Source organism: Akkermansia sp. NBRC 115031 (assembly GCF_030268505.1).
GTDB lineage: Bacteria > Verrucomicrobiota > Verrucomicrobiia > Verrucomicrobiales > Akkermansiaceae > Akkermansia > Akkermansia massiliensis.
Map to the genome: position 1 here is coordinate 193861 of NZ_BSQU01000006.1, position 14527 is coordinate 208387.

At 60.9% G+C, this 14527-nt stretch carries 12 protein-coding genes and 1 tRNA gene; 9 read left to right on the forward strand and 4 right to left on the reverse strand.

Going from position 1 to position 14527, the window contains the following annotated elements:
- The first annotated feature begins 112 nt into the window (after positions 1 to 112).
- The 4 genes from QSJ36_RS09615 to QSJ36_RS09630 all read left to right on the forward strand — a co-directional run bounded on the left by QSJ36_RS09615 (position 113) and on the right by QSJ36_RS09630 (position 4284).
- Positions 113 to 493 (forward strand): hypothetical protein, encoded by a 381-nt coding sequence (locus tag QSJ36_RS09615; RefSeq protein ID WP_022397485.1) that lies wholly within the window; start codon positions 113 to 115, stop codon positions 491 to 493.
- A 115-nt stretch (positions 494 to 608) separates the two neighbouring features.
- Positions 609 to 2750: a DNA gyrase/topoisomerase IV subunit A gene (locus QSJ36_RS09620; protein WP_022397486.1), complete on the forward strand. Its 2142-nt coding sequence runs from the start codon at positions 609 to 611 to the stop codon at positions 2748 to 2750.
- A gap of 94 nt (positions 2751 to 2844) precedes the next feature.
- A tRNA-Thr gene (locus tag QSJ36_RS09625) sits at positions 2845 to 2919 on the forward strand.
- 783 nt (positions 2920 to 3702) lie between these two features.
- Positions 3703 to 4284, forward strand: coding sequence for a putative peptidoglycan-binding domain-containing protein (locus QSJ36_RS09630; protein ID WP_285468511.1), 582 nt, complete (start codon positions 3703 to 3705; stop codon positions 4282 to 4284).
- Between the two features lie 144 nt (positions 4285 to 4428).
- On the opposite strand, the gene QSJ36_RS09635 is transcribed toward QSJ36_RS09630, so the two are convergent.
- Positions 4429 to 4812: a hypothetical protein gene (locus QSJ36_RS09635; protein ID WP_285468513.1), complete on the reverse strand. Its 384-nt coding sequence runs from the start codon at positions 4810 to 4812 to the stop codon at positions 4429 to 4431.
- Between the two features lie 103 nt (positions 4813 to 4915).
- Positions 4916 to 5242, reverse strand: a complete 327-nt coding sequence (locus QSJ36_RS09640) for a hypothetical protein (RefSeq protein ID WP_022397489.1) — start codon at positions 5240 to 5242, stop codon at positions 4916 to 4918.
- 368 nt (positions 5243 to 5610) lie between these two features.
- Here QSJ36_RS09640 and QSJ36_RS09645 point away from each other — a divergent pair, with 368 nt between their 5' ends.
- The 4 genes from QSJ36_RS09645 to QSJ36_RS09660 are packed head-to-tail and all read left to right on the forward strand — an operon-like array spanning position 5611 to position 11681.
- The gene (locus tag QSJ36_RS09645; RefSeq protein ID WP_102721066.1) at positions 5611 to 6498 is read left to right on the forward strand and encodes a ParB/RepB/Spo0J family partition protein; all 888 of its coding nucleotides are present in this window, start codon (positions 5611 to 5613) and stop codon (positions 6496 to 6498) included.
- A 23-nt stretch (positions 6499 to 6521) separates the two neighbouring features.
- Positions 6522 to 7466, forward strand: coding sequence for a M28 family peptidase (locus QSJ36_RS09650; protein ID WP_253232298.1), 945 nt, complete (start codon positions 6522 to 6524; stop codon positions 7464 to 7466).
- 37 nt (positions 7467 to 7503) lie between these two features.
- Positions 7504 to 9486, forward strand: a complete 1983-nt coding sequence (locus QSJ36_RS09655; RefSeq protein WP_022397492.1) for a BatA and WFA domain-containing protein — start codon at positions 7504 to 7506, stop codon at positions 9484 to 9486.
- On the forward strand, positions 9483 to 11681 hold the full coding sequence (locus QSJ36_RS09660; protein ID WP_215442769.1) for a hypothetical protein: 2199 nt from the start codon (positions 9483 to 9485) through the stop codon (positions 11679 to 11681). Before QSJ36_RS09655 ends, QSJ36_RS09660 begins: the two co-directional genes overlap by 4 nt.
- A 54-nt stretch (positions 11682 to 11735) precedes the next feature.
- On the opposite strand, the gene QSJ36_RS09665 is transcribed toward QSJ36_RS09660, so the two are convergent.
- Positions 11736 to 12953 (reverse strand): hypothetical protein, encoded by a 1218-nt coding sequence (locus QSJ36_RS09665; RefSeq protein ID WP_022397494.1) that lies wholly within the window; start codon positions 12951 to 12953, stop codon positions 11736 to 11738.
- A gap of 189 nt (positions 12954 to 13142) precedes the next feature.
- Here QSJ36_RS09665 and QSJ36_RS09670 point away from each other — a divergent pair, with 189 nt between their 5' ends.
- Positions 13143 to 13499, forward strand: a complete 357-nt coding sequence (locus QSJ36_RS09670; RefSeq protein WP_022397495.1) for a hypothetical protein — start codon at positions 13143 to 13145, stop codon at positions 13497 to 13499.
- Between the two features lie 19 nt (positions 13500 to 13518).
- On the opposite strand, the gene QSJ36_RS09675 is transcribed toward QSJ36_RS09670, so the two are convergent.
- Positions 13519 to 14499, reverse strand: coding sequence for a bile acid:sodium symporter family protein (locus tag QSJ36_RS09675; RefSeq protein WP_022397496.1), 981 nt, complete (start codon positions 14497 to 14499; stop codon positions 13519 to 13521).
- Positions 14500 to 14527 lie beyond the last annotated feature (28 nt).

A 14527-nucleotide genomic window follows, 5' to 3' on the forward strand; every position in this document is an offset into this window, starting at 1 on the left:
AACAATATGCCCCCTATATTTAAACAGTCTTTTAAATTATGTCAAAATACTTGCTCTTTTTGCTTGCTACCCTACGGACCTTTGATTAAACAAATAGCCACTCGTCAATATCATGAACTCCAACGACAGCACCAAAAACAAGAGGCGCTATACGCCTGAAGAAAAACAATCCGTTCTTGACTTCATCGCTGAACGGAAAACTCAGAACAAAAGAGGCGCCCAGAAGGAAGCCGCTGAACGCTTCGGCATCAGCACGGTAACCATTTCAAGCTGGATGAAGGCCACCAAGGCCAAGCGCGGCCGCAAGCCCGGCACCAAAAATACAGCCGCTCCCAAAGCTCAGCCTCTCGCTGCGGCCCAGCCCGCGGACCTGCGCCGCCTGGCAGCAGTCCTGGAAGAAATCGCCGACCTTGAAGCCCAGACAACCAAGCTCGACACCCTACGCGCCGAAGCGGAGGAACTCAAAAACAGACTTACGGCCAAACAGGCCTGATTGCGTTTAGCCATTCCTTTTTCCGGTAACCGGCTTTCCTTAACGGAAGGCCGGTTATTTTCTTTCCGGAGATCGCACTTGCCCCTCCGGAACAATTCCTTTAATATTTGCGCCCGTGACTCAACCCGCCCACATTGCTCCCGCGAGCCAGTCCGTGGAAGGCATGTATGCCGACTACTTTCTGGATTACGCCTCGTACGTCATCCTGGAACGGGCCGTACCCAAGATCAATGACGGGTTCAAGCCCGTGCAGCGCCGCATCCTGCACGCCATGGACCGGCTGGACGACGGGCGCTATAGTAAAGTGGCGAACATCGTGGGGGACACGATGAAATTCCACCCGCACGGCGACCGCTCCATTGCGGACGCGCTGGTGGGGCTGGGACAGAAAGGGCTGCTCATTGACACGCAGGGGAACTGGGGCAACATCCTGACCGGGGATCCCGCGGCGGCCTCCCGCTACATTGAAGCGCGCTTCACCTCCTTCGCCCGTGAGGTCGTCTTCAGCCCGAAGGTCACGGAATGGCAGCTTTCCTATGACGGCAGGAACAAGGAGCCGGTCAGCCTTCCCGTCAAATTCCCCCTGCTCCTCGCCCAGGGAGCGGAAGGCATTGCCGTAGGCCTTTCCAGCAAAATTCTTCCCCACAATTTCAACGAACTGATTGAAGCCTCCATCGCGCACTTGCGCGGCCAGCCCTTCCAGCTTCTGCCGGACTTCCCGACCGGAGGCGTGATGGACGCCACCAACTACCGGGACGGGGAACGCGGCACAGGGCGCGTCCGCATCCGGGCGCGCATCCTCACGGAATCGAAGAAGCTTCTCCGCATCACGGAAATTCCGTTCGGAGTCACCACGGAAATCCTGATTGATACCATCGTCTCCGCCGCGGAAAAGGGGAAGATCAAAATAGCCCGCATCGAGGACAATACGGCCCAGCACGTGGACATCCTGGTGCATCTCCCGGCCGGAGCGGACCCGGAGCAGACCAGGAAAGCCCTGTTCGCCTTCTCCGCCTGCGAGGTCAGCATCTCCCCGAACGCCTGCGTCATCGTGGAGGAAAAGCCCCGGTTCATGTGCGTGAGCGACATCCTGCGCTACAACACGGACTCCACCAGGGAAATCCTGCGCCAGGAACAGGAAATACGCCTCAAGGAACTGAACGAGGCATGGCACCAGGCAAGCCTGGAAAAGATTTTCATTGAAAACCGCATTTACCTCTCCATTGAAGATTCCGAGACGTGGGAGGAAGTGCTCGGCACCATTGACCGGGAATTGCAGCCGTTTGCCGCCCAGCTGCGCGCGCCCATCACCAGGGACGACCTGGTGCGGCTGACGGAAATTAAAATCAAGCGCATTTCCAAGTTTGACGCGTTCAAGGCGGACCAGCACATCCGGCAGCTTGAAGCGGACATTGAACAGACGCAGAAGAACCTCAGCCAGCTCACCAAATTCACCATCCGCTGGTTTGAAGCCCTGCGCAAGAAGTACGGCGCGGCCTATCCCAGGAAAACGGAAATCTCCTCCTTCGGCTCCGTGGACCGCGCCCAGGTGGCCGTGGCCAATGAAACGCTGTATATTGACGAAGAAGGCTTCGCCGGGTACGGCGTCAAGAAGGGAAACCCCGTCTGCAAATGCTCCACGCTGGACGACGTGCTGGTCATCGACAGCGCGGGCGTGCTCAAGATCGTGCGGATTCAGGACAAATTCTTCGCCGGTAAGAACCCCCTTTATATTTCCGTCATCAAGAAGGATGATGACCCCGTGTTCAACCTGATCTACCGGGACGGAAGGGACGGCCCCGTGTACGCCAAGCGCTTCCGCATAGGCGGCTTCACCAGGGACAAGGAATACCCGCTCACCCGCGGCGCGAAGGGAACGCGCATCTTCCACTTCTCCGTGCATGAAACGGAGGAAAACAGCTCCCAGATCAGCGTGAACGTCTATCTGAAGGCCGTGCTGAAACTCCGCAACCTGGTCAGGCCCTTCCACTTCGCGGACCTGAGGATTAAAAACCGCGGGGTCCAAGGCAACATCATTACCAAACATCCCGTGGAGCGCGTCTCCCGCATCATGCCCCCGGCGAAAACCGGAGACGAGGAAACGGAGGAAGAAACGCCCTCCCCTTCCGCTGCCACGGAACAGGCGGAAAACACGTCCGTTCCGGATACGGAGACGCCGCAGGCCGGAACATCTCCCGGACCGGAGGAACCTCCTGCCGGACCGGCACTGGAGCAGGGCTCCCTGTTTGACTCCTGAAGCGGTTAAAATGAGGCGCGCCATGCCTGCCACCCCATTTTCGGCTTGCCACCATGGGCCATCTTCTGTAGATATGGGCCACCTCATTCACCACGCCGCTTTAGCTCAGTGGTAGAGCACCCGCCTTGTAAGCGGACGGTCGTCAGTTCAAATCTGACAAGCGGCTCCATTATAAACCCCTCAAGTTCACCGCTTGAGGGGTTTTCTTTTTCTTGCCAGGGAGAACCCAGTCCCACGTCAGGCCGCACGTCAAAACGGAAAAGGCCGTTCCCTCCGGATTTGTCCTGAAACGGGAATGCGCGGCATGCCGTTTCCGATTACGCCCATCCTGAACCGGAAACGGAGGCAGGAGTTCATACCGCCCGCAGTATCCGGAACACGACGGGCCGCATTCATAAAAAAGCCCCCTGGCACGGAGGCCAAGGGGCGAAGTATCCTAACGTAAAGTCCTTTGACTGTGGCACCATTCCCAACGGGACGCAAGACTTAATCATCCTTTTTGCGCATAATAAATTCCGGGTGCACCGAAGCAGTCGCGGAAAACCCCTGTGCCATGCTTCGGAGAGGAGCGCCACTTTCCTGAATGGCTCCCAGAGTCCGGGGAATATCCGGAAACGATTCCACGGCGTCTTTAATGCCGCCAATCTCCGGAAATGGAAGGAATCACTATCCCTCACCGGGTTTTGTGAATTTCAGGCGTTATGCTTTTTATTTTCAATGGTTCATGAATAGCCTAGGAATAAAGGGCCCAGCGCCGCCGGGGAAAGAACGGCACCCCCATGCAGGGACGCATCAAACCGCTCCGGAGACGCCTCATTTATCCCCGGCAGCCGTGCATGCAGCTCAAGCGGCGGACCGTTCATTGATGGAAAACGGCAGGTCAAAAAGCCATTTTTCCCCTTGAAGACGCATTCATTGCAGGTCCGCCGAACCTCCACCATTATTGGAACCTATGAATACTACAGAAAAAAAGATGGCTGCGGCCATTCTCCGCTTTGAAGACGATCGCGTCACCGGGCCGGCCTCCCTGCGCGTTTCCCGCCTTCCTGCCGCTGACAAGGGCGGCAAGTGGGAAATCTGCGGCATCTGCGACGGCTTTGAACCCGCCGTATTCAACCTCCTCAAAGCCTTGCTTGACGCCGGAAAACAGGAAGAAGCCTGGGAAGGCTGTCTTCAATATATTCTGGACAATACCGCCGCCGTCCGTTCCTGGATTGGTTCTGACGCCCATCCGGGCATTGAGTTCTTCCTGCGGGACCATTATTTCAATTCCGGCAGCAAGAACACCGGGAAGATATTGCAGCGAGCCTTGAACGACCACGGCGCCGGAATTGCCGTGGACGGCATTCCCGGAAAACAAACCCGGCAAACGCTGCAAACCGTTCTTGCAGAATCCGGAGAACGCAAACTCCTTGACAGCCTTTACGAGCGACGCGAGTCGTTTTATTGTTCATGCAGGCAGTTCAGCACCTTCGGTAATGGCTGGCGGAACCGTTGTAAAAATGCCTACGAGTTCGCCGCCGCCCTGGCCTAGCAGGACTTTCACCAGAAATGCCGCGAACCGGGAAACGGCCGGCGCCTTTGAATGCCTAGAATGCTTTCATCAGGGCGTCCTCCAGCATGCAACAAAAGCATCCATGCGGTTTTCCGCATGGATGCTTCCGTTTCTTCAACAGGGTCAGGAGAGCGGTCCGGCAACCGCAGACGCCGCCAGCAGGCGGCAGAACCGGGAAGAAGACAACTTCATCAGCCGCCCGTCCCCGCGCTTGCCATGCTGGGTCAGAATCCATGGCAGGGAAAGAATTTCCCGTTCATAAGTCAACAGTTCCCGCACCTCTCCCGCCAGAAAATGGAGATGCCAGGCGTCGCACCGTTCCGGTTCAAACCGGCAGCGGACATCGATAATCCTGCCGAAAGGAGCGGAGGAATCCACCCGGCGCGCCATCAGGACAAGCTCCGGGGTACGGACATAGACATCCTGGCAGCGCCCATCCTCATCCAGCTCTTCTTCCCTCCTGCCCGCAGCCAGATAATAGGCGGCGGCGGCTGATAAAGCGTTCATGCCATCCCCCTTTCGCCACAGGCCATTCACTTCCGCAATTCCCGCCGGGACGGCTCATGCAGAACCGCTTGTCCCGGCAGGTTGCGGACCGGACGGCACGGAATCATTTGCCTTTCCGGATTCTCTGGATCACAGGCTGTACCTCCGTCTCCGGCTGGGCCTGGGAATAGGACAGGCGCCCCGGTTCCAGCACCAGGCACGCGCCGTCCCTGCATATCTCCGTCCGCTCCGCAGTCACGTCTATGGTATGCCCGCAGCCGGAAAGGAGGGAGGACGCCGCATAGGCCGCTCCCGCCAGAACCACCCACAGGAGGCGTTCCCACCACGTCAATCCGGGCCGGTACTTGCTTTTCTCATAGGCGTTTTTCATGCCCTGCTTTCCCGCTTCCAGAGCGGCTTTCTTTTGTTCTTCCGTCAGATTGAGCTTCATCGGCGGGCGGGGGCAAGGGGTTCAAGGAATTCAGGTGCGCGCTGCGCCGCAGCGGTTCCGCAGGGAAAGCCCGCGCCATGGCAGGATTGTTCATTGCTGTTCATCTCGTTCATTTGTTGGTTCATGGCCTTGAAACGCCCCCTGCCCTGCACGGGACAGGATATCCGCAGCCTGCCGGAAACCAGCGCGGCGGCAGCGGGCCGTTCAAGGCACCGCCATCTTTGACCTGCCCGCGGGGTGGGGCGCAACACGCCTGACACGTCCGGGAACATGGAGGATGAAACCGGCCGCACACGCGGGAATTTCCGCTGCGGATAACAAATACCCTGTTGAAAACGGAACCGGTTCATGCTAGTTTCTTCCCTGCTATGGCAAAACCGGCTCTGGGGAAAGGCTTTGACGCCCTTATCAATCAAAATCTGTCTCGTGAATCCTTGGCGGCTCCCCAGGCGGGAGACGTTGTGCATCAATTATCCCATGCCTCCATTATTCCCAGCTCCCTCCAGCCGCGCGCCATCTTTACCCCGGAACAACTGGCGGAGCTGGTGGACTCCATCAAGGAGCACGGCATCATCCAGCCGCTGATCGTCCGGAAAACGGAAAGCGGCAAGTATGAGCTCATTGCCGGGGAAAGGCGCTGGCGCGCTTCCGGCATCCTGGGCCTGTCCACCGTGCCCGCCATCATCCGGAAGGCTTCCGACAAGGACGTGCTGGAGCTGGCGCTGATTGAAAACCTCCAGCGTGAAAACCTCAGCCCGCTGGAAGAGGCCTCCGGCTACATGCGCCTGAAAACGGAATTCCGCATGAAGCAGGGGGACATCGCCAAGCGGGTAGGCAAATCCCGCGCCGCCGTAGCCAACAGCATGCGGCTTCTGGATCTTCCCCAGGCGGTCCAGGACATGCTGGGCAACGCCTTCATCAGCGTGGGGCATGCCAAGGTGCTCCTGTCCCTCAAGAACCAGGACCAGCAAATCCAGCTCGGGCGCGACATCGTCAACAAGGGCTACACCGTGCGCCAGACGGAGAAAGCCATCCAGAAGCTTCTCAATCCTCCGGAACCGGCGGCTCCCGCCAGAAAGCCCTCCTCCCCGCAGTACAAGAAGATTTCCAGCGTGCTCGCCAAACAATTCGGCACGCCGGTAAATATTTCCGGACAGGGAAGCCGGGGCTCCATTGAGATCACCTTTTCCAGCAAGGCCGAATTCGTCCGCATTCTTGAACTTCTGGGCCAGGATGAATGGTCCGCTTCCAAGTAAACCTTCCACTCCGTCTTTTTCCCATGACGCCCCGCATCGGACTCATCCTGCTCACGGCCCTGCTGATGCAGTGCGGAAATCCCGTGGAAACGCCCCTTCCGGGTGCGGAAACCATTCCCGCCCGGCTCCAGGAAACAACCCACTTCAACGGAGGAAACGCCATGTTCCACGCTGCCCGGATGACGGAGATGGGGGACCGGGGTTCCGGCACTCCAGGCTACCGCCAGCAACTGGACTACCTGAAGAAGGAACTGGCCAAACACGGCTGGACCTGCCAGGAGCAATCCTTTGAACAGGAAACGTCCAAGGGCCCCATCCAGTTCGTCAACCTGCGGGCCCGCTTTGGCAAGGCGCCGGATTTCCAGGCTCCGGTCCGGGGACTGCTGACCTGCCATATCGACACCAAGCAGGGCATTGCCGGCTTCACCGGGGCCAATGACGGGGCTTCCGGCGCAGCGGCCATTCTGGAAACGGCCCGCATCCTGGCCGGGGAACCCGCGCGCGCCGGGAAATTGGAGCTGGTGTTTTTTGACGGAGAAGAGAGCTTTGCGGAACACATGGACAGTGACGACGGCCTGTACGGCTCCAAGCACTATGCCGCCGCCATGCGGAAGCCGCTGCCCAAGTGGATGATCAACCTGGACATGGTCGGGCGGCAGGGAAAAAAGATACGCATTCCGGTCATGACGCCCCAGTCCATGTACCGGGTTTATTCCCGCGCCATTCGTGAACTGGGCTATTCACCGGAGGAATGGGGGGTCTCCGGCTACGCCATTCTGGACGACCACGTCCCCTTCATGGACCTCGGCATGGATACGCTGAACATCATCGACGATTTTCAGGACGGCAACTGGTGGCACACGTCCAAGGACAACATAGGCATTCTGGGTGAGAAATCCTTCAAGCAAACCGGAGAAATGACCCTGCATATCCTCCGCCAGCTGCTGCCCGACCCGCCCTCTACCTGACAACCAGGCCTGAATCCCCAACTACCCCTATCCTCCCATGTCCTTCACCTCTCCCTGGCTGCTATGGGCCCTCTTTGCAGCCTCCATTCCCATCATCATTCACCTGGTCAACAGGTGGCGGCACCGCTCCGTCCATTGGGCGGCCATGGAATTCCTGCTCCGCGCCGCCAGGGAAACCCGCGGGACGAAAAAACTGCTGCACTACCTGATTCTGGCGCTGCGCGTCCTGGCCGTGGCGGCGCTGGTGACGGCCTTTGCGCGGCCCCTGCTCAGCAGCTTCTTCGGCTGGGGGAGTTCCGGACTGAATGAAGTCCTGCTGGTTCTGGACCGTTCCGCCTCCATGGACGCACGGCCGGACAAAACCAACTCCCTGCGGGACGCCATCCCGCCGCTGGTGGAATCCACCTTTGCGCAGCTTGGCCACTGCCGCCTGTCCCTGCTTGATTCCGCCACCGGAACCGTCACCCAGATTCCCGCCCCGGAAGCCCTGGCGGACCTGACTGTCAGCAAAACCACGGACGGCGGCGCAGATATTCCGGCCCTGCTGCAAAAAGCCATCCCGTATCTGGAGGAGTCCGGTTCCGGAAAGACGGAAATCTGGATTGCCTCAGACATGCAGGCCTCCTCCTGGAGGCCGGATTCCCCCCTCTGGCCCGGCGTGCGCCAGCGGCTGGCCGCTCTGGCCATTCCCCCCTCCATCCGCATCATGGCCCTCCGCGACAGGCCGGAAAGCAACCGCGGCATCAGGGTCAGGCAGGCCCAGGTGAACAACGGCAGGCTGGTGCTGGACCTGGAGGTGCTGCGCCAGGGTTTCAACCCCAACCAGCCGGAGGACGTGCCGGTACACCTTTCCGTGGATAATGCCGCCGCCTCCGCCACGCTGCAACTGGCCGGGGAAAGCACCGCCATCAGGAAGGAAATTCCGCTGCCGCAGGGGAAGGAATCCGGCTTCGGCTTCGTTTCCCTGCCTCATGACGACTTCACCAGGGATGACATTTCTTTCTTCACCTTCGCCCCCCGGCCCCTCGCCAACATCCTGATCTGCGGCCCTTCCGGAGAAGTGGGGAAAACCCTCTCCCTGATGTCCGCCCCTCCCGGCCTGCCCAACAGGAAGGCCACGATGCCCGGCAACACGCGGGCGGCGCAGGCCGCTCTGGCCTCCCAGTCCATGGTCGCCTGGTACGGACCGCCGCCGCGCGCGGAAATGGAAGAAAAGCTACTGGCCTTTATTGAAGAAGGGGGAATCGTCCTCTTCCTGCCGGACGATACGGCCCACGGCACGCGGCATCCGTTCCTGGGCGTCTCCTGGGGAGCGATGGAAACGGCCCCGCCCGAGGAGTACTACCGCCTGGAAACATGGGACCGCCAGCGCGGATTCCTCCGGGACGGTTCCGACCAGGCGGCCATTCCCGCCAACCGGCTCCGCGCCGTGCGCCGGAAGCCCCTGCTGGGCAAATACCGCACCCTGGCCTCCTGGGATGACGGCACCTGCGCCCTGGCCCAGGTCAGGGCCGGAACGGGTTCCGCCCTGTTCCTGGGGACTCTGCCCAGATATTCCTGGTCCAACCTGGCGGACGGCCACCTGCTGCTCCCCCTGCTCCAGCGCATGGCGGACCGCGGGGCGGAACGCTTCTCCACTTCCATCTCCCTCCGGGTGAATGACCCGGCCCTGCCGCAATCCGCCACGGACATCCCCGTGCGCATGGACAACGCCCAGGGCAGCCACCCCTCCGGCTCTCCGGCGGACACGGCAGGCGTGTACCGCCTGGGAGCGCAGACCTATGCCGTGAACCGCCCCTGGTCGGAAGACAATCCGGACCAGATTACGGATGAAAAGCTCCGCCTCCTTCTGCCGGAGGCCTCCATCAGCTCCATGCAGAGCACGGCGGAAACGCCCTCCCTGGTGCAGGAGGCCTGGAAACTCTTTCTCATCATTTCCCTCGCCTGCCTGCTGCTGGAAGCTTTCCTGTGCCTGCCCAGGCACACGGCCAAACGTCCCTCCCCCACCATCCGCCCATGAGCCTGAGCCTTCAACCTACCGCTTTAAGCGTCCTCCTGGCCGTCCTGGTCATGGCGGCCGGCGTCTGGATGAGCCGCACCGCCTGCAAACGCAACCGCCGTCCGCTGACGTTCAAGCTGGAACTCCTGCGCCTGGTGATTCTGGGGGCCATCTGCTTCCTGCTCTTCCAGCCGGAATGGGTCGTCACCTCCGCCCCGCAGGAGAAGCCCAAGGTCTCCATCCTGGAGGACCGCTCCGGCTCCATGGAAACGCAGGACGTGGAAATCACCCCCCAGCACGTCGTTACCCGCACGGCCTACGCGCAGGAGCTGATCAAGGGCAACAGCACGGAATCCCTGAAAGACACGCACGTGGTGGAATCCGCCGCCTTCGGCTCCCCCCCTCCGCCGGATTCCCCGGATTACGCCATGGCCTGCACGGACCTGGCCAAGCCGCTGGAGGACGCCATGCAATCCTCGGACAACCTGCGGGCGGTCATCATGTTCACGGACGGCGGCCACAACGCCTCCTCCTCCGTGCTGACGCAGGCCCAGCGCATGCGCACCAGGGGCATTCCCCTCTTCATCATTCCCGCCGGCAGTCCGTACCCCCTGCCCGACCTGGCCCTCCAGGACGTGAAAGCCCCCACCTACGGCATCATCGGGGAGACGGTGCAGATCCCCTTCACCATTAAAAGCACGCTGGGCAAGGAAACGCGCACCACGCTCACCCTGGCCTCCAGGGACACCGGAAAAACCGTCACCCGCACGGTCACCATCCCGGCCCAGGGGGAAGTGTCCGACGCCGTCCTGTGGAAGATAGAAAAGGAAGGGGCGGAAACGCTGGAGCTCAAGCTCCCCGTCCAGCCCCAGGAACGGATGCACAACAACAACGCCTCCTCCTTCAGCATCGCCGGCAGGAGGGAATCCATCAAGGTGCTGGTGATCGACACGCTGCCGCGCTGGGAGTACCGCTTCATCCGGAACGCCCTGTACCGCGACCCGGGCGTGGACGTGCATACCCTGCTCTTTCACCCGGGGCTGGAGGAAATGGGGGAAGGCCCCGGCTACCTGGTCAAATTCCCGGACAGGATGGAAGACCTGGCCCAGTATGACGTCATCTTCATCGGAGACGTGGGGCTGGGCCCCAAGGGGCTGACGGAGGAACAGGCCGCCCTGCTCAAGGGCATGGTGAAAAACCAGGCCAGCGGCATCGTCTTCCTGCCCGGCTACCAGGGCAAGCAGATGGAACTCCTGAAATCCGAGCTGGGAGACCTGATGCCCGTCACGTTCCTCACCGCCAAGCCGGAGGGAACCACCCAGCCAGCCCCCTCCCCCCTCATCCTGACGCCGGAGGGGCGCGGCTCCCTCCTTACCATGCTGGCGGATACGGAGGGTGAAAACGAGGAAGTGTGGCGCAACCTGCCGGGCTTCAACTGGTACGCCCCGGTGGAACGGCCCAAGGCCGGAACCACCGTCCTGGCCGTGCATGCGGCAGACAAAAACGCCTACGGCCGCATTCCCCTCATCGTCACCCAGTCCTACGGCAACGGAAAAGTCCTCTTCATGGGGACGGACTCCGCCTGGCGCTGGCGGCGCGGCGTGGAGGACAAATACCACTACCGCTTCTGGAGCCAGGTGGCCCGCTGGATGAGTTACCAGCGCAACATGGCCGCCGGGGAAAGAATCCGCCTGATTCCCAACCCGGAACGCCCCCGCCTGGGGGATACGCTGACCGTCAACGCCATGGTCTCCGACAAACTGGGGGCGCCTCTCCAGAACGGGGAAGTCTTCCTGGACATCACCGCCCCGGAAGGCACCACCAGCCGCGTGCAGATGGACAACATGGACCACACCTGGGGTTCCTTCACCGCCTCCGTCAAAATCAACCGCCCCGGCACCTGGAAGCTGACCGCCTCATCCTCCGCGGAACCGGACAAATCCGTCACGCTTCCGGTCATCACCATGGGCGAGACGCTGGAAAAAACCGGCCAACCCGTCAATACCGCCCTGATGGAGGAAATGACCTCCATCACGCGCGGACGCATGGTGAAGGCGGAGGAAATACAGCAGCTCATCAAGGAAATCAAGGAGCTGCCCGTGCCGCCGCCCATGGAAACACGCATCCTGCTCTGGTGCAGCCCGTACACGCTCGCGGCCCTTCTCTTCCTGCTCACCCTGTTCTGGATAGGCAGAAAACTCAACGGCACCATCTGACCCGGTGCGCTCCGGATTTTCCGGAAACCGGAGGCTTTTCCACCCCTCCTTCCGTCATTTCTCCGCCGCCTTTTTCCCGTCCGCAGCGGAAGGGGCGGACGGTGAAAACTTCAGCTTCACGCCCAGTTTTTTCCAGGCTGCGGCCATTTCCCTCTCCACCTCTTCCGGAGCCTTCCCGTCCAGCAGAACGGCGTGCGCCCCGTTGACGTCCTCCGCATCCCAGGCTTCCAGGTAACGCCTGAGGCGTTCCGCCTTGCCGTCCCCTTCCAGATGGCACCAGTACACCGTCCATAACAGATCGGCCCAGTACCGGGACGCGTCCCCCTTTGAAGGGAGGCCATGGCCTGCGGCGGAATGAACGGAATCCCGCGCCAGCAGGTCCGCCAGGGCAGGCAGCGGCTCCCTGCCCGTGCGCACGGCGCGGGGAAGCATGGCAGCCAGCCTTCCCGGGAGCTTCCGGAATACCATCGCCTCCTTCTCCATGGGAAGAAAAGCCATGTACGCGGAAAAACCGTCCACCAGCCAGTGTTCCAAATCCATGGACTGCGCCACCCAGTGGGTGACGGCAAAGCGCGGATCCACCGCGTCCAGCTTCAGCGGCTTTCCCTTTTTATCCCGCAGCAGCAGGGCCGTAAAACTGGTGGGGGAAAACTTGAGCCTCCCGTTCCGCAGGCCCGGCGCCTTGTTGAAATCCTCTTCCTGAAAACATACCCTCACCAGATACTTGCGGGAGGGGCGGCGGGCCACCGCCAGATTCATGGGAACGGCCGCCAGGGCGGACAGAATGGTTTCAAAACGCCGCGCCAGGGCCATATGTTCCGTTTCCGGCAATTTTCCGGGGGACTCAATGACGAAATGGTCCGTTTCATACACGCTCAGCTCATCCGTCTCCTGCACGGCCTTCACCAGCAGATAGCCGGGCGCGGCCGCCCTCTCCGGCCACGGAGCGTCCCAATTCGGCTCCAGGGGAACGTAACGTCCGCCGGACGCACCCTGCGCGGGAGGGTTCTCCGCCCCCACATCCGTATCCGGAAGCGTGCCGCCGGACTTCACCCATTCCAGGATATACGCCTGGTCGGCGCCGGAAAAAACGTTCTTGGGAACGGCTACTATCCGGCCGTCCTGAAGCTTCAGGTCCACCTCCGCATCACGGACGGCCACCAGCACGGCTACGACGGTAGCGCCCCGGTCATTCGTCCAGATGCGCGCCTGAACGCTTCCGGCCAGGCTCAGTCCTGTCAATACGGACAGTATCTTTACGGGCACGGTCATAGGGCTCCCTTTGTCCGCACAAGCTACCACATTGTCCCGCGGACGCAATCCTTTTTCCGTCCACCCTTGCTCCGCCGGAACCCGTTCCGCCAAAAGAACATGGAGCGGCTCCGCGTCATGGCTTTCCTCCGGAGGGGTTGACACGTCCCAGTAAAACCCATAATCTTATGGAAGAAAGGAAAAGCAGGCATGCACATCAGTCCCCTCAGAAAAAACATTCCGCTGACCGTCGTCACCCTGGCGGCCCTGGGCATCATGCTCTTCCTGTTCTTCATGCACCCCTCCACCCCGGAGGAATCCCTGGAATTCTACACGCCGGACGGCAACGGCGTAGGCTCCTTCCGGGTGGAAATCACGGACATGCCGTCCAACCCCGCCTATACGGAAGTGAAGATCATCCCGGAGGACATGGAGCCCTTCCAGCGGTTCATGTCCAAATTCCGCAACAAGCCCGTCACGGCCAAAATCCCCTCCTACGGCAGCCATGTAGTCGTTCCTGGCCGGGACATGCAGTGCGACGGAGTCCTGCGCCTGGCCGGGCATTGACCGGCAAGCGGAGGCTGCCTTACAGCTTGTCTCCCTTTCCCACGTCCTTCGCCCACTTCCGGGCCAGGAAGGAACAGACCATCAGCTGGAGCTGGTGGAAAACCATGATGGGAATCACCAGCAGCCCGATGGGCGCTCCGGCAAAAATCACGTTCATCATCGGGATGCCGGTGGCCAGGCTCTTCTTGGAGCCGCAGAAAATAATCGCGATGCGGTCCTCCCGGGAGAAATGCAACTTGCGGGAAAGGAAGGCCGTCAGCCACAGGGCCGCGGCCAGCAGAATGCCGCAGAAGACAAGCACCTCCACCAGGGAGAGCCAGGGCAGGTTCTTCCACACGCCGTTAATCATCGCATGGCTGAACGCCGTGTAAATCACCAGCCAGATCGTGCTGTGGTCCGTCCAGGAAGTAATGTTCCGGTGCGTGACCACCCATTTGCCGATCCAGCGCTGGGCAACCTGCCCGGCCACAAAGGGCACCAGAATAATATAGCAGATGTTCAGGAAGGTGGAAAAATCCACGCCTCCCTCCCCTCCGCGGGACCACACCAGCCCCACCAGCAGAGGCGTGAGGAACACTCCCAGCAGACTGGAAACGGAGGCGGAGCAGATGGCCGCGGCCACATTCCCGCCCGCCATGGAGGTGAACGCTATGCTGGACTGCACCGTGGAAGGCAGCATGCACACGTACAGCATGCCCATGCACAAATCCGGCCCCAGCACGCTGTTCCACAGCGGCATGCTCAGAATGCCCAGCAGGGGGAAAATCACGAAGGTGCTTGCAGCCACCAGGCCCTGGAGGCGCCAGTGCATCAGCCCCTCCCATACGGAGCGGCGGGAAAGCTTGGCCCCGTACAGGAAAAAGAGCAGGATGATGGCCGCATCGCTCAAGCGGCTGAACACCGTATCCCACACGCCGGAACAGGGAATCAGAATCCCCGCGCTCACGCTGACGATGAGGCCGACGGTAAAGCGGTCCAATTTGGAAAGGAATCCCGGCATGGAGGAAGGAAGAAAGGTGAACGCCGTT